Annotated in this window: 20 protein-coding genes and 1 pseudogene; 13 read left to right on the top strand and 8 right to left on the bottom strand. The window is 68.6% G+C overall.

What is annotated here, in order from left to right; translation table 11 throughout:
• Nucleotides 1–35: 35 nt before the first annotated feature.
• The gene (locus tag Q2100_RS01860) at nt 36–818 is read right to left on the bottom strand and encodes an aminoglycoside phosphotransferase family protein (protein WP_302912624.1); all 783 of its coding nucleotides are present in this window, start codon (nt 816–818) and stop codon (nt 36–38) included.
• 78 nt (nt 819–896) lie between these two features.
• Between Q2100_RS01860 and Q2100_RS01855 the strand changes: the two genes are divergently transcribed.
• A complete protein-coding gene (locus Q2100_RS01855; protein ID WP_302912623.1) occupies nt 897–1,559 on the top strand; it encodes a serine/threonine-protein kinase in 663 nt (220 codons plus the stop codon).
• Between the two features lie 76 nt (nt 1,560–1,635).
• The gene (locus Q2100_RS01850; protein WP_302912622.1) at nt 1,636–2,514 is read left to right on the top strand and encodes a formylglycine-generating enzyme family protein; all 879 of its coding nucleotides are present in this window, start codon (nt 1,636–1,638) and stop codon (nt 2,512–2,514) included.
• Nucleotides 2,515–2,553: 39 nt separating this feature from the next.
• Here the strand turns inward: Q2100_RS01850 and Q2100_RS01845 are convergent, their stop codons facing one another.
• Complete coding sequence (locus tag Q2100_RS01845) at nt 2,554–3,429, bottom strand: LLM class F420-dependent oxidoreductase (RefSeq protein ID WP_302912621.1); 876 nt, start codon at nt 3,427–3,429, stop codon at nt 2,554–2,556.
• A gap of 290 nt (nt 3,430–3,719) precedes the next feature.
• Between Q2100_RS01845 and Q2100_RS01840 the strand changes: the two genes are divergently transcribed.
• Both Q2100_RS01840 and Q2100_RS01835 read left to right on the top strand, forming a co-directional pair.
• Complete coding sequence (locus Q2100_RS01840; RefSeq protein ID WP_302912620.1) at nt 3,720–3,848, top strand: hypothetical protein; 129 nt, start codon at nt 3,720–3,722, stop codon at nt 3,846–3,848.
• Entirely contained in the window at nt 3,845–4,375 is a 531-nt protein-coding gene (locus Q2100_RS01835) for a DUF5994 family protein (RefSeq protein ID WP_302912618.1), read from the top strand. Before Q2100_RS01840 ends, Q2100_RS01835 begins: the two co-directional genes overlap by 4 nt.
• Here Q2100_RS01835 and ppk2 read toward each other — a convergent pair.
• Nucleotides 4,372–5,256: a polyphosphate kinase 2 gene (ppk2, locus tag Q2100_RS01830; RefSeq protein ID WP_269896702.1), complete on the bottom strand. Its 885-nt coding sequence runs from the start codon at nt 5,254–5,256 to the stop codon at nt 4,372–4,374. The two genes, Q2100_RS01835 and ppk2, sit on opposite strands and share 4 nt — an antisense overlap.
• Nucleotides 5,257–5,369: 113 nt before the next feature.
• Here ppk2 and Q2100_RS01825 point away from each other — a divergent pair, with 113 nt between their 5' ends.
• From Q2100_RS01825 to Q2100_RS01805, 5 genes are all read left to right on the top strand, one after another.
• Nucleotides 5,370–5,528, top strand: coding sequence for a DUF6307 family protein (locus Q2100_RS01825; RefSeq protein ID WP_269896703.1), 159 nt, complete (start codon nt 5,370–5,372; stop codon nt 5,526–5,528).
• Nucleotides 5,529–5,559: 31 nt separating this feature from the next.
• Nucleotides 5,560–5,757 carry a hypothetical protein gene (locus tag Q2100_RS01820; protein WP_269896704.1) on the top strand — a complete coding sequence of 66 codons (198 nt, stop codon included), beginning with the start codon at nt 5,560–5,562 and terminating at the stop codon, nt 5,755–5,757.
• A gap of 296 nt (nt 5,758–6,053) precedes the next feature.
• Nucleotides 6,054–6,503: a DUF5994 family protein gene (locus Q2100_RS01815; protein ID WP_302912617.1), complete on the top strand. Its 450-nt coding sequence runs from the start codon at nt 6,054–6,056 to the stop codon at nt 6,501–6,503.
• A 31-nt stretch (nt 6,504–6,534) separates the two neighbouring features.
• The gene (locus Q2100_RS01810) at nt 6,535–7,968 is read left to right on the top strand and encodes a wax ester/triacylglycerol synthase domain-containing protein (RefSeq protein WP_302912616.1); all 1,434 of its coding nucleotides are present in this window, start codon (nt 6,535–6,537) and stop codon (nt 7,966–7,968) included.
• Nucleotides 7,969–7,982: 14 nt separating this feature from the next.
• Complete coding sequence (locus tag Q2100_RS01805) at nt 7,983–8,531, top strand: YceI family protein (protein ID WP_302912615.1); 549 nt, start codon at nt 7,983–7,985, stop codon at nt 8,529–8,531.
• Here the strand turns inward: Q2100_RS01805 and Q2100_RS01800 are convergent.
• Nucleotides 8,506–9,465: an alpha/beta fold hydrolase gene (locus Q2100_RS01800; protein ID WP_302912614.1), complete on the bottom strand. Its 960-nt coding sequence runs from the start codon at nt 9,463–9,465 to the stop codon at nt 8,506–8,508. The two genes, Q2100_RS01805 and Q2100_RS01800, sit on opposite strands and share 26 nt — an antisense overlap.
• Nucleotides 9,466–9,570: 105 nt before the next feature.
• On the opposite strand from Q2100_RS01800, the gene Q2100_RS01795 reads away from it, so the two are divergent.
• Entirely contained in the window at nt 9,571–10,854 is a 1,284-nt protein-coding gene (locus tag Q2100_RS01795) for a threonine/serine exporter family protein (RefSeq protein ID WP_302912613.1), read from the top strand.
• A gap of 9 nt (nt 10,855–10,863) precedes the next feature.
• Here the strand turns inward: Q2100_RS01795 and Q2100_RS01790 are convergent, their stop codons facing one another.
• A complete protein-coding gene (locus tag Q2100_RS01790) occupies nt 10,864–12,258 on the bottom strand; it encodes an NHL repeat-containing protein (protein WP_302912612.1) in 1,395 nt (464 codons plus the stop codon).
• A gap of 218 nt (nt 12,259–12,476) precedes the next feature.
• A complete protein-coding gene (locus tag Q2100_RS01785) occupies nt 12,477–14,141 on the bottom strand; it encodes a DUF7937 domain-containing protein (protein ID WP_302912611.1) in 1,665 nt (554 codons plus the stop codon).
• Nucleotides 14,142–14,269: 128 nt separating this feature from the next.
• Here Q2100_RS01785 and Q2100_RS01780 point away from each other — a divergent pair, with 128 nt between their 5' ends.
• Together Q2100_RS01780 and Q2100_RS01775 are read left to right on the top strand one after the other, a co-directional pair.
• Nucleotides 14,270–15,985: a DUF7159 family protein gene (locus Q2100_RS01780; RefSeq protein WP_302912610.1), complete on the top strand. Its 1,716-nt coding sequence runs from the start codon at nt 14,270–14,272 to the stop codon at nt 15,983–15,985.
• Between the two features lie 134 nt (nt 15,986–16,119).
• Entirely contained in the window at nt 16,120–16,575 is a 456-nt protein-coding gene (locus Q2100_RS01775; RefSeq protein ID WP_302912609.1) for a cyclic nucleotide-binding domain-containing protein, read from the top strand.
• A 423-nt stretch (nt 16,576–16,998) separates the two neighbouring features.
• On the opposite strand, the gene Q2100_RS01770 is transcribed toward Q2100_RS01775, so the two are convergent.
• Together Q2100_RS01770 and Q2100_RS01765 are read right to left on the bottom strand one after the other, a co-directional pair.
• Nucleotides 16,999–17,451 carry a hypothetical protein gene (locus Q2100_RS01770; RefSeq protein ID WP_302912608.1) on the bottom strand — a complete coding sequence of 151 codons (453 nt, stop codon included), beginning with the start codon at nt 17,449–17,451 and terminating at the stop codon, nt 16,999–17,001.
• A gap of 120 nt (nt 17,452–17,571) precedes the next feature.
• Complete coding sequence (locus Q2100_RS01765) at nt 17,572–17,973, bottom strand: ester cyclase (protein ID WP_302912607.1); 402 nt, start codon at nt 17,971–17,973, stop codon at nt 17,572–17,574.
• 243 nt (nt 17,974–18,216) lie between these two features.
• Between Q2100_RS01765 and Q2100_RS01760 the strand changes: the two are divergent.
• Nucleotides 18,217–18,444, top strand: a pseudogene (locus Q2100_RS01760) (hypothetical protein); the annotation flags it as partial.

The raw sequence follows: 18,444 nt of genomic DNA, 5'->3' as shown, positions 1-18,444 counted from the left end.
CTTCCACCTGCCTATTGACAAAACCCGACTACATATCAGTCCTGGACGGCCTTGGCCAGCGTGACCAGCCGGGTCAGCGCAGTGTTGTCGTGCAGCGACCGGGCGGCTTCGCGGACGACGCGGACGATCACCCAGGCGCGGGCGCGGTCCTCGTCGATTCCGGCGGTGTCGATCAGGGTGTAGAAGCGGCGCTGCACGCCGAAGCGGGGGTTACCGGTCAGCTCGTCCCAGCGGTGCCAGAGCATCGGCGCGATCTCGTAGGCCGGATCGCCGTTGACCGGGTCGGGTGAGATGGCGAGCCAGGGTTCCCGGTCGGCGGCGAGGACGTTGCCGTAGTGGAGATTGCCGTGCAGAACGTGATCGGCGGGCTGGGTGGAGAGGTCGCGGCACAGCGTGGTGGCCTGCTCGACCAGCCGGTGCGGAATCGGCGCGCTGCGGGGGAGGGCGGCGAATTCGCCGGCCCAGTCGACGAGAAGGTCTGTGAGCGAGCCCAATTGGGGCATCGCGGCTACGTGGAGGCGACGGTAGAGGTGGGCGACGGCCTCGCAGGCGGCGGTGTCGTCGAGGCCGTCGAGGGACTGCGGGTGTAACCGTTCGAGCAGGACGGCGCGACGGTGCGGATCGGCGCGGAGCAGCCGGGCTGCGCCGTCACCGTTCCAGCGGCGGAGTACCAGGTGGTTGTGCGCGGAGCCGCCGATCTTGAGGACGGCGGGGCCGCCGGACGCGCGGACGGGCAGGACGGTGGTGTCGGGCGTGCGGATGGCGTCGCCGTCGGGGCGCAGGCTCCATTCGTCGACGAGGTCGTCGAGGTCGGTCACGTCAACAGGATGGCATCGGCAAAAGTGATATCGACTGTCAGATGTTAGCTGTGGCCGCGTGGCGGGTACAGTTTCCGCATGCCGCTTGGGGACGGTGCGAAGATTGCGGGCTACCTGTCGGGGGACCGCGAATTCGCCGAGCGATCCGTGTCGATGGACTCCGTCGACGGCACCGATTGCGGCCGACTGCTGCAGGAGCGCTATCCGGACGGGCTGCCGGCGTCGGAAACGCTCGCGATTCTCCGCTCGGTCGCCGACGCGCTCGACTCCGCCCACGCCCGTGGGCTCTTCCACTGCGACATCACGCCTGCCAACATCCTGCTGACCGACACCGACGACGATGGACTTCGCATCCTGCTGAGCGACTTCGGCGCTCCGCCGTCCGCCGGGGACGACAGCGAAGCCCAGGCGCGACTCGGTGCGGTGACGTACGCGGCGCCCGAGCAGCTGACGAGCCGAGACGTCGACGGCAGGACCGATCAGTACGCGCTCGCGGTGACGGCCTACCACCTGCTGACCGGCGCGCCGCCGTTCCGGCACGAGCAGCCGGCGGTCGTCATCGGCCTGCACCTCAACGCGAAGCCGCCGCGGCTCGCCGACAGCCGACCGGAGTTGGCTGCGTTCGACGCGGCGCTGGCCCGAGCGCTGTCGAAGGACCCCGAGCAGCGGTTCGCCACGTGTGCGGAATTCGTGCTCGCACTCGAACAAGCGGCGGACGAGGTGTCACCGGGCGGGGATTAGGCGTGGAAGTGGCAGCGAGCGTGAGGGGTGCTCGCTGTCCTTCCGCGTGGACTGCAACACGACCTAGCCTGGCGGGGTGCTGACCGAACTCGTCGACCTGCCGGGTGGCTCGTTCCGCATGGGGTCCGTCGACTTCTATCCGGAAGAGGCCCCGGTTCACACGGTGTCGGTGGCGCCGTTCGCGATCGAGCGCCACCCCGTCACCAACGCCCAGTTCGCGGACTTCGTCGCCGACACCGGCTACGTCACCGTGGCCGAACGACCGCTGGACCCGGCCGACTTCCCCGGCGTCCCGCCGGCCGACCTCGTCCCCGGCGCGCTGGTGTTCCGGCCCACGAGCGGGCCGGTCGATCTGCGTGACTGGCGGCAGTGGTGGACATGGGAGCCCGGCGCCTGCTGGCGGCACCCGTTCGGAGCCGATTCCTCGATCGAGGACCGCCTCGACCACCCGGTGGTGCAGGTCGCCTACCCCGACGCCGCGGCCTACGCGGCGTGGGCAGGACGCACGCTGCCCACCGAGGCGCAGTGGGAGTACGCGGCCCGAGCCGGCGCAACGACCGCCTACGCCTGGGGCGACGACGTCCAGCCCGACGGCCGGCTGATGGCCAACACCTGGCAGGGCAGGTTCCCGTACCGCAACAGCGGAGCCCTCGGCTGGGCGGGCACCTCGCCGGTCGCCACCTTCCCGCCGAACGGCTTCGGCCTGGTCGACATGATCGGCAACGTCTGGGAGTGGACCACCACGCCGTACACCCGCCAGCACCGCACCGACCAGCCCGCCGAAGGCTGCTGCCCGCCGCCGCCCCCGTCGGGGGACCCGACGATCAACCAGGCGCTCAAGGGCGGCTCGCACCTGTGCGCGCCCGAGTACTGCCACCGCTACCGCCCTGCAGCGCGGTCGTCGCAATCCCAGGACAGCGCCACCACCCACATCGGTTTCCGCTGCATCGCTTGAGGGGGGCGACTTGGTCGCGCGCCTGAGGGTTGTTGTGATTCAGCCGAGTTCGGCGAGCCGCGGCACCGCGGGCGCCATCCCGTCGATCCACGCCGCCGGAGTCCCGGTGGTCGGCGTGACGATGGCCGCGTGAACGCCGAGCTTCGCGTATTCGGCCATGCTGCGGACGAATTCGTCGCGGGTGTCGGGCTCGGGTCGCGGATTGTTCGGCAGGATCGTCACGCGGATGTCGCCGAAGTCGCGACCGACGTCGTCGCAGTGCCGGCGCAACACGTCGATCTTGTGGGCGACGTCGTCGGGCGAGGTGGCGAACAGGTTGCAGGCGTCGCCGTACTTCGCGACGAGCCGCAGCGTCTTGCGTTCCCCGCTTCCGCCGATCAGCACCCTGGGCCGGTTGATCGGCTGCGGCGAACACAGCGTCTCCGCCAGCTGGTAGTGCTTGCCCTCGTAGGGACCGTTGTTCTGCGGGTCCCACATCTGCGCGCTGATCTGCAGCGCCTCCTCGAGGCGCTCGAACCGCTCGGCCAGCGCCGGGTAGGGCACGCCGAGGCCGAGGTGTTCACGCTCGAACCACGCGGCGCCGATGCCGAGCCAGGCGCGGCCACCGGACAGCACGTCGACCGTGGTGACGATCTTGGCCAGCAGGCCGGGGTGCCGGTAGGTCACGCCGGTGACAAGCAACCCGAGATCGATTCTCGAGGTGTGCGCGGCGAGGAAGCCCAGCGTGGTGTAGCCCTCGAGCATGTTCGACTCCGCGGGCAGGCCGGTGGGCTCGATCTGGAAGAAGTGGTCCATGAACGACAGCCAGGTGGCGCCGGACGCTTCCGCGGCCTCACCGACGCGGGCCAGCTCGTCGGCGATCGCGGTCGTCCCGCCCTCGATGTCGAAAACGGGCACGTGAAATCCGAGTTCCATGCACCTGTCCAAGTCGACCGTCCGCGACCCGCATTCCCGGCGATCAGGGTGTTGGCGCGATCCCGCTGGAAGTGGAATTACTGCCAGTGGGCTCGCTCCTGCACGACCCGATCTACCGGCACCCGCGCGCCGCTGTCGGGTGAGCTGTAACGTGGGGAGCAGGCCGTTCTCGTCCCTGCGCTGCCGTCCCGGCAAGCGTGGCACTAATAGAGACGATCAGCCTGCGATTCGAATCTCGCTCGCTTCGGCCCGACGTACGGACGCAACGTCCGCTTTCGAAGGATTGATACATGGATTCCTCCAACCTGTTTTCGCACCCTGACCGGCATGAAGTCACGCATACCCTGACGCCGGAACCGGTGAAGTCACCCGCATTCTCCGACGGCGACTCGCCGACGCCCGATTCGCAATCCTCGTGAACGGCCTGAGCGGGTCGCGCCGGTTGGCCCGGCCCGTCAGGCTCGCGCTGGCCAGCCGGTCCGGCGGCCACATCGACGGGGCTTGGTGGCCGCACACGGGGTCGGTCGCCCACGAACTGCCGGGGCTGATCGAGTGCCTGCACAAGCCACTCGGTGAGATCCTCGACATCGCCATCAACTGGTCGGTCTCCGAGGGTCCGCTCGACCTCGACACCATCGTCAACGGCACCCGATCGGTGGAATCGGCGAAGTTCAGGCGCCCCCGCCTGATGGTCGTCGACGGCCGCGACGGCTGCCTGAAACTCCTCGTGATCCCGCACATGACGTCGCCGGCGCTGGGTTCCATCGTGATGCGCTGCGCTGCGGCGAAACCCGTCCGTGAAGAGGAGCGGGGTGGCAAGCAGGCCGAGACCGCCGAGCTGGTGATGCAGACCGCCGAGGTCGAGAGCGCGAAGTGGACGGCGCTCATGCGCGACGAGAAGGCGGCAGCGAAAAAGTCTGTGCACAAGGCGAAGACCGCGGTTTAGTCCTCCAACGCCCGGCCGACGATCAGCGGGTCGGGCTCGCCGACCACGTCGGCGTCTTTGTCGTCGTAGTCGAACTTCGACAGCAGGAATCGCATCGCGTTGAGGCGGCCGCGCTTCTTGTCGTTGCTCTTGACGACGATCCACGGCGCGTAATCGGTGTCGGTGGCGACGAACATCTGCTCCTTGGCGCGGGTGTAGTCGTCCCAGCGCTTCACCGACTCCAGGTCCATGTCGGAGAACTTCCAGTGCCGCAACGGGTCCACGAGCCGGATCGCGAACCGGGTGCGCTGCTCGAGCGGTGACACCGAGAACCAGAACTTGGTCAGGTGGATGCCCTCGTTGACGATCATCTGCTCGAACAGCGGTGCCTGGCGCATGAATTCGCCCTGCTGCGCCTTGGTGGCGAAGCCCATCACCTTCTCGACGCCTGCGCGGTTGTACCAGGACCGGTCGAACAGCACCATCTCACCGGCGGTGGGGAAGTGCCGGACGTAGCGCTGGAAGTACCACTGCGTCTTCTCCTCCTCGGTGGGCTTCTCGAGTGCGACGGTGCGGGCGCCGCGCGGGTTGAGGTGCTCCATGAAGCGCTGGATGGTGCCGCCCTTGCCCGCGGCGTCGCGGCCCTCGAAGACGATGACGTGCCGGGCACCCGTGCGCTTGCTCCACTTCTGCAGCTTCAGCAGCTCGATCTGCAGTTTGCGCTTGCACTGCTCGTACTCGCGGCGGGGCATGCGCTCGTCGTAGGGGTAGTGCTCGCGCCAGGTCTCGATGGGGTTGCCGTCGCGGTCGAGCAGGACGGGGTCGTCGTCGTCCTCGTCGTCGACGGTGTAGCCGTGGTCGGTGGTCGACAGGGCTTCAAGATCGATTTCCGTCTCGCTCATGGCTTCCACATCTAGCAGATCGTCGCGCCCACCTCTTATGTTCAGGGCGTAACGTCGCGGATATCGGGCAGCTCGGTTGCGAGCGAACATGCCTGACTGAAAAGGACAATCTCATGGCGTCGCCGACAACATTCAAAAGTCCCTACGACGTACGTGTCGAGCTCGTGAAGGACACGATCACCGCTCACTCGAAGCTCAAAGACGACGTCGCCGGCGAACTCGCCGTGCACGTGTTGCACGCGCTGAGTTCGATTCCCGAGCGCGTTCGCTGACGCTCTGCGGTGTGAGCCGGAGGTTCAGATCATGACCGTCAGAGTGACATTGCCCGACGGGGCAACCGACAAGTACATGCGGTTCGGCGACGCCTATGAAGAGCGCGCCGACGGCGCACTGGACGTGTCACGCGGCGGCGCAGAGCCGTTCAGATACGCCGCGGGTGAGTGGACCGGTGTCGAGGGTGATCAGCGGACACGCAGAGTGCGCCGCTTCTGGCCCTTCTAGGCCGGTCGCCACCAAGTCGACGGAGGTGTCGCGGTCCATGGCCGCGGCGGGTCGCGCGTCATCGGTGCGAGGGGTGCGCGTGATGTGGACCGGCGGGGGCCGACCCGTCGGTCCATTTCCGGTATATGCTCGAAATTAGTTCGAGTACAACACTTTTGATCGGCAGACTGTCCGCGATCGGGGACGTTCAGGCGTATGATGGGCCACACCGGCGGTACCTCGCGCGCGACCATCTGAGATTGTGTCGTCGCCGGTTCACACGACTGGCCATTGCGGCCCAGACGGGATCATTTCCCATGGCAGTACAAGAAGACATCCGCGCGGCGTCCGGTGCGGAAGCCGAGCGGCCAAGGCTGCGGTTGAAGGACTCGGCGCTCGCCACCGGATATGTGGACGGCGCCTGGTGGCCGCACAGCGGAGACCTGACAGTCGAGATACCTGAGTTGCTCGAGGGCCTTTCGGCGCACGTGCATCCGATCGCCCGGGTGACATACGGGCTCGCCGAGTGGGCGCCCGTCCCGGCCAAGCTCATCACTGCCGGCGGGGTGGTCCGCATGGACGGCTACGGCCGCCAGCCATCGAACACCATCGGTGTCTCCGACGGTCGCGGCCACGAGGTCATCCTGTTGGTGGTGCCCGCCAAGACCGACCCCGACCGCGCACACGCCATCGTGATGGCCGCGTCAGGGGCGGGTGACGCGTCGAGCACCCAGCATCTGCTCGCCACGGATGGCAAGGCGTTTTGAGCCCGCACCCCAACGCGATCGCGGGCCGTCGATGAATCTTCGACTCGGTCCGGCCGACGCGATGGCGTTGCACACCCAGACCCCGACCACACCGGCGCACACGGTGTCGCTGGTGATCCTCGCGGGTGCGAACGGGCTCAGCCACGACGTGTTGTGCCGTCAGCTCGCGGCCGCGGTGCCGCGGCTCGCGCGCTTCCGAAGTCGACTCGTGGACAAGCCTTTCGGGATGGGTCAGCCGGTGTGGGCGGAGATCGAGCACTTCGACGCCGCACGGCACATCCACCGCGCCACAGTGCCTGCCCCCGGCGGCGTTCAGGAACTCGCCGAGCTGACCACGGCGCTCAGCGGCGGGCCGCAGCATTCGCGGCGGCCGCTGTGGGAGGCGTGGACGATCGACGGCCTGGCAGGAGGACGATGGGCGGTGGCGGTTCGCCTGTCGCCGGTGCTGGCGGAGGGCGGCCCCGGCGTATCGGCCTTCTGGGACACCGTGCTGACCGGCACGCTGAACGCCGAGAACTTCTCGGGGGAGCTCGGACTGGGCTCCGCGCCGACGACGGGAGCCCTTGTCGCCGACATGCTCAGCGAGATGGTGGAGAACCAGATCACCGGTGCGTGGATGGCGGCGGATGCCGTTGCCGGCGCACTGAATTCGGCCCGCGAGCGGTTGCAGGAGGCACATGTGAACGTGCTCCTCGGCCCTGCCGTGGCGTCGATGCGCGGCCCCGTGCCAACGACGGTGTTCAACGCGCCGCTGACGCAGCGACGGTCGATCGCGTTCGCGACGGCACTGCGGACCGACGTGGAACTGGTCAGCGCCGCGTTCGGCGGGAGCGCCGCGAACGTCCTGCTGGCTGCCTGCACGCTGTCGCTGCGTGCGTGGCTGCAGCGTCACGGCGTCGTGCCGGAGGAACCGCTCGTGATCACGGTCGCGGAGGGGCAGGTACGTGTGCCGGTTCAGCTCGACGACCCGGTCCAGGTGCTCACCAACATGCACACCGCGACCGAGCGGGCGAACCTCGCGGACAGCTCCGACTCGACCGCGGGCGGCGATGACGATTTCGCCAAGGTGGTCTCGATGCTGTGGCCGTGGGCGGCTCAGGCGGGTGCGCGGGTCTACAGCGGACTCGGTCTGGCCCAGCGGGGCGCGGCGACCTGCCACGGCAGCATCTCGTTCCTCGGCGGTGGCAGTGAGACGCTCTTCTGCGCGGGCGCCGAGGTGGTCGGGATGTACACCGCCGAGCCGCTGGTGGAAGGGTGCGGACTGAACATCACCGTGACGTCGCACGCCGACACGATGGACGTGTGCGTGAGCGCCTGCCCGGACAACGTCGCCGACGTCGACGACATCGCACGCGGAGTCGCGGAGGCCGTCGACGTCCTGGTGGCGTCGGCCCATCGGTCGCCGCGCGGGCGGGGGCTGTCGGTGGTCACGCAGATGGCGTCACACAGCAGCAGACGCGGCTGACTTACATTCGTCGGGTGACGACCGCGGAGTGGATGATGGACGCCTCGCACGGCGAGCTCCTGGTGACGACCGGCGTGACCGGCCCCGCGGCGAAGATGGGGCACCGGCTGACCCTTGCGATGACGTCGTGGCAGGCGATCGTGCGGACTTCTTCGGATGAGCCCGTCTCGGTAGAGGTGACGGTCGACGTCGACTCGCTCGAGGTGCTGCGCGGCGAGGGCGGCGTGAAGGGACTGTCGGGTCCGGAGAAGATGCTGGCGCGGTCCAACGCGCTGGGCGTGTTCGACGCCAAGATGTTCCCGACGATCACGTTCCGGGCGGACGACGTCGCGCCGGCGGACGGCGGCTACCAGTTCACCGGCACCCTTGAGATCCACGGCGTCGCGCGCGAGCGGACGGTCGACGTGCAGGTGTCCGATGCCGGCGACTCATGGCGCATCGCGTGTGACGCCGAGGTCCGGCACTCCGACTTCCAGATGAAGCCCTACTCGATGGTGATGGGCGCGATGAAGGTCGAGGATGCGGTGGCGGTGTCGTTCAACGCGCAGGTTGCGAAGGACTGACCTGCGCGCGGATGAAGTGCAGCACCTCGTCGGCGGTGGCGAAGCCGCCGAGGTGGCTCTCCTCGGGCCGCAGCACCAGGGTGGCGTCGGGCAGCATGTCGATGGCCTTCTGCGCGTCGGCCAGCGGGACGATGTGGTCGGAGTCGCCGTGCCACCAGCGCACGGGCGCCTGCACGTCGGCGAGCTTGAAGCCCCAGTCGCGGCCGAAGAGCCGGGCGTCGTCGACGATCGCCTGGAAGCCGCCCTTGGAGAGCAGCACCAGGTCGTCGATGAACATGCCCTCCATCTCGGGATCGTGCAGAACCCTCTGGTCGCCTTCGGGGGTGGTGGCGGCGTAGGCCTGGCAGGCGAAGTGCGCGATCGGCAGGACGGGCGTCAGCAGCGCGGACATCGTCGCGGCCAGCGGCCGGCGCAGGCTGTGCAGAACCGGGGCGAACTTGCGGGCGAGCTCGACGGCACCGGTGGCCAGCGCGTCGGGTCCGACCGAGGGCACGACGCCGCCGAGGACGGCGACTGCCTGGACGCGGCTCGCCAGGGGTGGGACGGCGGCGCAGGCCAGGGCGTAGGGTCCGCCACCGGAGAGGCCGACGACGGAGATCTGCTCGGCGCCGAGGATGTCGACGACGTGATTGACGTCGGCGACCCAGTCGGCGATGGCCTCGTAGGCGTACGGGTCAGACAGGCCGGAGCCGGGCCGGCCGAGGACGATGACGCGCAGGCCGAGTTCGACGGCGGCGCGGCGCCCGCAGAGCGGGAACTGTCGGCGGCCGCCGGGGGTGCCGTGGAACCACAGCACGGTGTCGCCGTTGGGGTCGCCGAACTCGGCGAAGCCGATGCGGCGGCCGTCGGGCAGAGTGAACCGGCCTTCGGAGCGCGGGTCGTCGACGCGCGGGACGCGGTAGGGGTGGCGGACCAAGTCGTTGAAAGATGTCATCTCGGAGACTGAATGTAACGGTGAGGTTGCCTCCATGGCGAACTTTGGTGATAGGTCGGCCCCGGCGAAGATGTGGCGTACAGGTGGCACGCGCACAATCGCGGGATGGCTGACTCCCGTCCTCGCCGATCCAGGCGGCTCTTGGACTCCATCCGCAAGGAGATCCCGGAGGCGTTGGCCGAGGGACAGGACCACGACGACGCGCAGGTCGCGGCCATGCTGCGGGAGCTGGGCATCGCACTGATCGAGTGTGAGCAACCCGCGCAGATGGTCCAGACGCGGTTGTTGGCGATCGCCGCGCAGTACACCGACGAGACGGTCCGGATCGTCGCCTTGCCGACGGCGCTGGTGGTTCAGGTCGGCAACGTTGCCTACGAGGTGGAGACGGTGGTCAGGCCGACGACGCAGCTCGACCTCGCCGGCCGGGTAGACGCGATCGCCGAGCTCGCCGAGGTCGGTGCGATCACCCCGGCCGATGCGGCACGCGAGACCGCTCTCGCCCGGTCGATGCCGCCGCGGTTCGGACCCGTCACCACGGTGGTGGGCTACACGATCACCACGCTGGGCTTCGGCATGGTCATCAACCCGACGTGGGCGTCGCTGTGGGGCTACGTGTTCCTGGGCTTCGTGGTCGGGGTGATCCTGATGCTGGGGCGGCCGTTCCCGACACTGAGCGCGGTGCTGCCGACGCTGGCGGCCGCGGTGGTGACGATGCTGGCGACCTGGTTCGTCGCCGACGCGGCCAACGACGGGTTGCTGCGGGTGATCAGCCCGCCGCTGGTGGCGCTGCTGCCAGGGCTGGCGCTGACGATCGCAGCGATGGAACTGGCCAGCGCGCAGGTGATCTCGGGCGCCACCCGGCTCATCTACGGCGTCACGCAGCTGGCGCTGCTGGTCTTCGGCGTCGGGCTGGGAATACATGTCGCGGGTCAGCTGCCGCCGCAACCGCCGTCGCCGCAGATGGGTCCTTGGTCGCTCTACGTCGCGATCGTGGTGATCGCCGTCGGGATCTACTTCTATCTGTCGGCGCCGAAGGGCTCGCTGCTGTGGCTGGTGGCGGCGGTCGGCGTGGCGCTGGTCGGCCAGCAGGTGGGTGGGCTGTTCCTGTCTCCGACGCACGCCGGTGCCGTCGGGGCGTTCATCGTGGTGCCGTTCGCGATGCTGGGGGCGCGGGTGAGGACGTCGCCGCCGGCGATCGTGATGATGCTGGCGGCGTTCTGGTCGTTGGTGCCGGGCGCGCTGAGCTTCGAGTCGCTGGGCGCGGCGGTGACGGGCGGGGGCGACGACCTGTCGACGCTGGGAACGACTGTCGCCGCGATCTTGTCGATCGCACTCGGGACGCTGATCGGGTGGAGCGTGTTCATGACGATCCGCGGACGAAGGCGGTGAGGGCGGGGGTCAACCCGCCGCCAGCTTGACCAGTTGCCCAAATCCGTTGTCGTCGAGCACATAGACGTTGCCCGCGGCGTCCACGGTCACGTCCCGCGGACCGCTCAGGCCGCTGACCGGCAGCACCGACTGCTCGCCGGAGCCGGCGGCCAGCGTGACGATCTGGCGGCTGGTGGTGTCGACGACGTAGACCTCGCCGCCCGCGCCGACGGCCAATCCGTCCGGTTCGACGTTCTCGGACAGCGGCATCGCCGTCTGATCCTTGCTGTTGAACTCCAGCTTCACCACGCGGTTGTGCGCGCCGTCGTTTGCGTAGACGCTGCCGTCCTTATCGACGGCGATCGCACGGATCCACGCCAGGTCGGTGAACGGCAACACCGCCTGGAGTTCGAGGGCGGTGGCGTAGCCGACCACCCGCTGCCCGTCGGCGACGTACACGTTGCCCATGTCGTCGACGGCGAGATGCTGCGGGTTCTCCAGGCCGGTGAAGGGCAGTACGGTCTGCTCGCCGGTGGCGGCGGTCCACTTCAGGACCTTCTTGTCGTTGGTGACGTAGACGTTGCCATCGGGGTCGACGGCGATCCCGCCGAGCTGGGTGAGCCCGGTGAACGGCACCTCGGACTGGTCGTTCGAGCCGGCTTCGACCTTCAGCACCTTGTTCTGGTCGGCGATGAAGACGTCACCTTTCGGGCTGGTGGCGAGCCCGAACGGGGACGTGACGCCCTGAAGCGGCACGGTCGACTGGCGCGGATCGGGCGCGGGGGTGGACGACGGAGTCTTCGCCGCGGTGAACGGCAGGTTGGCCTTGCCGATCTCGTTAAGCGGATCCGTAGTCACCGCAACGGCTTCCAGGCCGCCCTTGCCGTCGGTCATCGACCCGTCGAGGGCGACGCGGTACTTCACCGACACCTTCTTGCCCTTCGGCAGATCCTGCACGTCGGTGTAGCCGCCGAGGTAGTCCATGCCGGTGCCCATGGCGGGGTGGTCCAGCGCGATCCAGTTCTGCGTGGCGGAATCGAAGCGCTCGATGGTGCCCTCGGGAATGGTCAGCGGATTCGGCGCGCAACTGCAGTGCTCGAGGGTCAGCACGATACCGATCTTCGGGTAGGCGACCGGAGAGTTGTTGCACAGGGTTACGTCGACCTCAACCGGAGCAGCGCCTGGCTGCAGGTTGCCGGACGGAATGCCGTTGACCGACATCGACACTCGGGCATCCGCAGGTACCGCCTCGTACGGCTCGGCGGTGGGGACCGGCGCGTTCGCCGGATTGGTAGCGCAGTCTGAGGTGTTGGCCGCGGGGGTCGTCGCCGTGGTCGCCGTGCCGGTGTCGGTGCTCGACGAGCAGGCGGCGAGGGCGAGGCTGACCGCCGCGAGCGCGGCGAGACGCCGGAGGTGCTGGGTCATGAGTGTGTCCAATCAGGCGAGGAGGGAGAAGATTTGGGATCGGCGTATGTCAACGAGCGGGAGTAGCCCTGCGGGAAGATGAACGTCACGGTGTCGTCGGTGAATGCCGTCATCGCCGTCCCTTGCCTCAGGCCGCCATCGGTCGACGGCGGGTCGTAGAGGTATTCGACGACGTAGCGGTTGCTACCGAACCCAAGTTCGGTGTCTCAGCGCGCCGATCAGCCGGGCGGGCGCTCGTGCACGGTCGTCGGTGGGGCGTCGTCGTCGGGCGGCGGTGTGAATGCCTGCGTCGGCGGCTCGGGGCGCTTGATGCGCAGCGCGGTGGTTGGTGCGGCGAGCTGTTCGGTCGCCGGCGCCGGAATCACGGTCGTCGAATCCTGCGGTCGCCGAACGATTCTCGGCAGTGGCGGCGGGACGACGGCGGTCGCGGGCTCCGGCTCGGTCAGGGGTGCGGGCGGCGGTGTCGGAGTGGCGGTCTCGCGTCGGCGTGCCAGGAGTCCTGCCAGCGGGCCGGTGAACAGCATGGCGATCAGCACGGTGAGGCTCAGCAGGCAGACGACGACGTCGAACGTGCTGGTGATCTGCTGGGCGAGGTTGTTGCCGTAGACCGCGTCGGGCGAGGGTTCGGCGTAGCGCGGGGCCAGTGCGAGGCCGATGGCCAGGTTTGCGACGGTGAACGCGGTCAGTACCGCGCTGAACGCCGCGATGACGCTCGCGGTGGTGTCGCCGCGGCCGAGTTGGCGGTGCAGCCACCGCGCGATGATGCCGGTGATCAGGTTGAACACCGTCATCGCGACGGTGTCGTACAGCGCGCGCGTCAGGTCGAGCGACTGGGCGATGAGGTAGTCGACGACGCGGCAGGCGGCCGCCGCGAACGCCCAGAACGCGATGAGCGTCAGGCACTTCTGCGCGGCCGAGCGATAGGCGCCCAGGGTCGGCGGCTGGATCTGGAAGACGGCGTAGAGGGTCGTCGGCGCGACGATCGCCGCGGCCGCCGCCCAGAACAGGTAGCCCTCGTAGCCGATGGCCGCGGTCGACGTGTTCTGCGCGATCCCGTGGAAGGCGTCGATGTCGCGGCCGATCGGCAGCACCCACACCAGCGTGGCGGCCAGCGCCGCCGACCCGCCGAGCGCGGTGGTGGCCAGCCGGGCGGCGGCGGACCTCTCGAGCAGCCAGCGCGAGGCGATGATGACCGCGATCAGCGCGACGGCGCCGTAGAGCAGGGTGGTGACGATGACGGCGACGTCCTGTCCGCCGAAGTCGACGCTGGTGACGAACAGGTACCGCAGCCGCCAGTACAGATTCCACGCCACCGCCAGCGTCGCCAGTGCGATCGACACCGCGCCGAGCACACGCGCCACCGAGTACCAGCGACGGAACCGGTTCTCCTCGATGGTGACGCTGGTGATCGGCGGCTGTGCGGCCAGCAGCGCACCGCCGAGTCCGACGATCAGGCCGGGGCCGATGCCGGGCGGCACCAGTCCGGTGCCGCCGTCGCGCAAGGTCTCCAGCAGGTGGTAGCCGACGAAGCCGATCGCGACGACGACGTAGGGCAGGCAGACGAGCAGCCGGACCCGGCTGAGCAGGCGGACGTCGAGGTCGGGGTTCGTCAGCCGCAGCGGTCCGACGCGGGTGTCGACGGTGGCGCTGACGGCGAGGAGGGTCACGGCGATCACGAGCACCCAGAGCGACGTCCTGCCGCCGAAGGCGCCGAGGCCGAAGTCGAGGTTCCACGGCAGCAGAAGGCCGAGGACGAGCAGCACGACGGCCTTGACGTCGCGGACCAGGTTGGGGCGGGTGGGCACGTAGCCGGCGCGGGCCGATCTGCCGACGCCGGGCGGGGCCGCGGCGGTGGGAGGCGCGTCGTAACGCTGGTCGCTCACCTGACGATCCTCTCAGTGATGACACCTTGCGGTGTTGGCACCTCAGCGTGCTCATTTTCGCCCCTGTCTACAAGGGGGGACTCGGGTAGCTTCGAGGCGGTTCGACGAGTGAGTGAAGGAGTTGGCCGGTGGACGTAGTCCTCGGGGTGGCGGTCACCGGGCGGGTCGCTCGCTTGGCGATGGTCGGCTCGTCGGCCTCGGGTGGCCAGGTGTTCGACCAGTACGCCCTTGACCTGCCCGACGGCGGGATGACCGACCTGGCCGAGACCATCGTCGGCACGTACCGCGAGGTGGCCGAGTCGGGTAACCGGGTGGCCGCGATCCGGCTGGTGGTGCCCGACCCGTCGCAGGCGGAGACGCTGCGGCAGTCGGTGGTGGGCGCGGGTGTGCCGAACGTCGATGTGGTGGCGGAGACCGAGGCGGCCGCGGCGCTGGCGCGCAGTGTCGGCGCCGACGCGGCTCTGCTGCTGTCTGACGACGACACGGTGTCGCTGACGAGGGTCGGCGATGACGAGGATTCGACGTCGGTGCTGGCGTCGCTGCCGATCGGTCTGTCCGGTGCGGCCGTCGCGAGTGCGGCGGTGCTGCAGTCGGTGCCCAGCGGGGAGACCGTGCGGATCGTGCTGGTGGGTCAGCGGCTGGATCTCGAGTCGATCGCCGCTGAACTCCACACGACGGTGCCGGTCGAGGTGCCGCAGGACGCCGGGTATGCGATCGCGCGGGGCGCGGCGCAGACGGCTTCGGATTCGGGGCTGCCGGCAGGCGCGGCGACGATGATGGCGCCGGCAGCGGTCGAGGCCACGCAGATGGCGCCCGCGGTGGGCGACGCGACGCAGATGGCGCCCGCGGTTGGTGACGCGACGCAGATGGCGCCGGTGGCTGGCGAGGCGACGCAGATGGCGCCGGCGACGGATTCGGCGGCGGTGGGGCCGCAGCTGGCGTACTCGGAAGAGGGGCCGGCGGAGTACGAGGTGCCGTTCGAGCAGATGGAGGAGTTCGTCCCGGAGCTGGAGGACGAGCAGGCGTACACGGCGATGATTGCGCCGCCCCCGCCGAAGACGGTGTTGATGGGCAGCGCGTTCGCGTTCGTGGTGGTGGCGTTCGCGACGCTGGCGGCGTCGGTGGCGATCACGATTCGGCCGGTGGCTGATGTGCAGGCGCAGCCGGCTCCGCCGGTGCAGCCGCAGACGGTGCCGGGGCGGTTCCTGCCGGAGGTGCCGCACCAGCCGGATCCGGTGGCGCTGCCGATCGCGGTGGTGTCGCCCGCGCCGTCGGCTCCGGCGGTGAGGGTGCCGGTGAACAGGGTGCCAGTGGCGCCGGCGCCGCAGGTGCCGGTGCAGATTCCGGCGCCGGTACCAGGTGCGCCGGTGGTGCCGGCTGTGCCGGTTCCGGGTGTGCCGATCGTGCCGTTCAATCCCTTCAACCCGTTCCCGACGATTCCGACGTGGACGACGACGGTGACGACGTCGGTGACGCCGACCACGACGACTTCTCCAACTACAACTAGCCCCACGACGACGAGCCCGACGACGACTACGGAGACGACGACCGAGACGACGACGTCGGAGGAGACGAGCACGCCGACGACGGTTCCGACGGTGCCCCCGGAGCCGGAGCCACCGACATCGCAGGCACCCGAGCCGGAGATCGAGTACTCGCCGCCGTCGGTTGCACCCGAGCCGGAGTATTCACCGCCGGCCGTTGCGCCGGAGCCTGTCGCGCCGGAGCCGGTGGCGCCGGAGCCCGTCGCGCCAGAACCGGTAGCGCCGGCGGAGCCGGAGCTGCCGTCGAGCGGCGGGGGTTCCTATGACGAGCCGACGCTGACGTTCCCGGAGTCGCCGTAGCGGAACCGCGGTGCTGGTCGGACTTGCACCGCACCCGCGTGCTGGCGTGCCCAAGATCGTCCGAGTCGGTTCGGATTCCGCCACGCTTGATTAGGCTCCCTGCTGTCAATGTCACTTCGACGGTCGGGGTCACCGTGGACAACCGCAGATTCGAACGCGCGAGCAAAGAAGCGCGCGTCGAGGAACTGAAGGAAAGTGCCCGCCGGCTGCGAGAGTTCGATCAGTTTGCGAACTTTTCCGACCAGGATCTGAGGCGGATCGTCGAAGCGGCGCATCGCACGTCGACTTCGGGCCCATGGCCGTTGATCCGCGAAGGGACGCCGTCTGACGCTTGCTACATCTTGCTGAGTGGCGAGGCGGCCGTGTACGTGGGCCACGATCGCATCGCCGTGGTGGGTTCGGGCGAGGTGATCGGCGAATCTGCGCTACTGCGTGGACGATTGCGTAATGCAACGGTCGCGACGACCGGACGTGCTGAGGTGCTACACATCGACCGCAACGACCTCGACCGCCTCCTCGATGAGATCCCGGCCCTGCGCAAACTGATCGACGTGACAGTGGCCCGCCACGCTCCGCAGGCGGCGGACTAAGGCGCCGGGTGCTTCTCGAGTCGTAGCCGTAGTGCACGGTGCCGTCCTTGGCGCGGCGAGGCCGTCGGGCTTCCCTTAGAGACGTCGCCCAATCTAAATCGGCGGTGTATTGATCAAATTCTCCGAGTCGTACGTGACCACTTCGCTTCAGGGTTTCGCCGCGTTTGCCCATCTGCTCGTCGGAGCAGAATAACCGGCCGTCCGATCCCACCCTTATTGCGCGAATCGATGGCTCGAAATAAAACGAACCATCCATTACCGCTTGGATTGTGGCGGTGCTGGGAAGTTGCAAGTTCGACGAGCACTGCGAACCCAGGTTCGGGGGATGCGCGCGGGCCGGAATCCGAGCATCCTAGAAATATCGGCCGGCTCTAGGCAGGATCGGTACCGGTGCGAAACTGCGACCAGTGTTGTCGCCGCGACTCATTGGGTCTGTGCGGAGGGGTTCACCGGTCCGGGTCGGTGGCAGAGCAGCCGCCAGTGGACCTGTATCACAGCGAACAGGAACGCCGTGCTGATGCCGAACAGCAGCACACCATTCACCGCTTGCAGCGCACTCAACATCTGGAACCGCTCGGGCGCCGTCAACCCCTGTATTTCGAACGTCGTCATCGTGGCCAGGGCGTAGACGGACGCATTCGAAAACGAGTCGAGTGCGCCGAGGCCCCAATATGCCGCCGCCCACAGCACCCCTTCGATCCCGTGCAGCGCGGCCAAGATCAGCGCGACGGCGCCGATCCGGCCGATCACGGTCGGCACTGCCCGCAGCCGCTCGGCGGTGTGCTGGTCGAGCCGGACTTGAACTCCGGCTTCGAGCCCGAAGGCCATTACCACTACCGCGGTGGAATGGACTGCGATGGTCAGGACGATGAGCACCAGCCCCACCGTCCAACTCGCAAGGTCCATCCACCCTCCCTACCACTGGCCAAGTGGGCAGACGGCCGATTCGGCAGCCGCGCGGTGACTGTGGGCCGTACTCGGTGCTGCAACCGCGGCTCAAGTCCTGAGCAGGTAGCGATACAGCTCGAAGGAGGCCTGCTCGATCCAGCCGCGCTGCAACTTGCCGTCTTCCACCGTCCAGACGGCGGTGCCGGTAGGCGCGACGGGCTTGCCGTCGGGTGCGGTCCCGAGGATCCCGTTGTTGGTGCCGGTCAGAGCCCAACGGGAGGTGACGCGGGTGCCAGTCTCGTCCTGGAACGTCTCGATGGTGTCGACGCGCAAGTCGTTGACGTGGTCGAGGAACTGCTTTACCCAGCCCCTGATGTTGTCCTTGCCGGCGATTTCTTGGCCGCCCGCCTCGATGACGACGTCGTCGGCCACGAACCTGTCGACGGCGTCAGCGTCATGCGCGTTCCAGACCTCGTCCCAGAAGGCGTCGACAAGCGTGGTTGATCGCATGCTGCAACGATGCGCCTGTCAAACCGCCGCCGCGGGGAATTCGACGCATGCGCCACAGTCAGATTTCTGTCAGGGACGGCTGCCGATGTCCGGTTCAGTGGTCACGATGCGGCTCCGACGAGGGTGGTGGTCGTCGGTGAACATCAGGCGGGGACGGCCATACCCGGTCACGGCCGTCGAGAACTTGAAGCGGACGGTGGGGCCGCAGCTGGCGTACGCGGAGGAGGACCTGCCGAGTACGAGGTGCCGTTCGAGCAGCTCGAGGAGTTCGTCCCGGAACTGGAGGATGGGCAGGCGTACACGGCGATGATCGCGCCGCCTCCGCCGAAGACGGTGTTGATGGGCAGTGCGTTCGCGTTTGTGGTGGCGTTCGCGACGTTGGCGGCGTCGGTGGCGATCACGATACGTCCGGTGGCTGATGTGCAGGCGCCGCCGGTGCAGCCGCAGACGGTGCCGGGGCGGTTCCTGCCT

Source organism: Mycolicibacterium arseniciresistens (assembly GCF_030519285.1).
Lineage (GTDB): Bacteria > Actinomycetota > Actinomycetes > Mycobacteriales > Mycobacteriaceae > Mycobacterium > Mycobacterium arseniciresistens.
Note: the sequence above shows the minus strand (reverse complement) of the source record. Positions and strands in the feature narration are given on the sequence as shown.

Bases quoted from the DNA above. Each gene is read 5' to 3' on its own strand.
- Q2100_RS01855 (WP_302912623.1), top strand. From the start codon at position 897: ATGCCGCTTGGGGACGGTGCGAAGATTGCGGGCTACCTGTCGGGGGAC.
- Q2100_RS01845 (WP_302912621.1), bottom strand. From the start codon at position 3,429: ATGGAACTCGGATTTCACGTGCCCGTTTTCGACATCGAGGGCGGGACG.
- Q2100_RS01840 (WP_302912620.1), top strand. From the start codon at position 3,720: ATGGATTCCTCCAACCTGTTTTCGCACCCTGACCGGCATGAAGTCACG.
- ppk2 (WP_269896702.1), bottom strand. From the start codon at position 5,256: ATGAGCGAGACGGAAATCGATCTTGAAGCCCTGTCGACCACCGACCAC.
- Q2100_RS01825 (WP_269896703.1), top strand. From the start codon at position 5,370: ATGGCGTCGCCGACAACATTCAAAAGTCCCTACGACGTACGTGTCGAG.
- Q2100_RS01820 (WP_269896704.1), top strand. From the start codon at position 5,560: ATGACCGTCAGAGTGACATTGCCCGACGGGGCAACCGACAAGTACATG.
- Q2100_RS01815 (WP_302912617.1), top strand. From the start codon at position 6,054: ATGGCAGTACAAGAAGACATCCGCGCGGCGTCCGGTGCGGAAGCCGAG.
- Q2100_RS01810 (WP_302912616.1), top strand. From the start codon at position 6,535: ATGAATCTTCGACTCGGTCCGGCCGACGCGATGGCGTTGCACACCCAG.
- Q2100_RS01800 (WP_302912614.1), bottom strand. From the start codon at position 9,465: ATGACATCTTTCAACGACTTGGTCCGCCACCCCTACCGCGTCCCGCGC.
- Q2100_RS01795 (WP_302912613.1), top strand. From the start codon at position 9,571: ATGGCTGACTCCCGTCCTCGCCGATCCAGGCGGCTCTTGGACTCCATC.
- Q2100_RS01790 (WP_302912612.1), bottom strand. From the start codon at position 12,258: ATGACCCAGCACCTCCGGCGTCTCGCCGCGCTCGCGGCGGTCAGCCTC.
- Q2100_RS01765 (WP_302912607.1), bottom strand. From the start codon at position 17,973: ATGCGATCAACCACGCTTGTCGACGCCTTCTGGGACGAGGTCTGGAAC.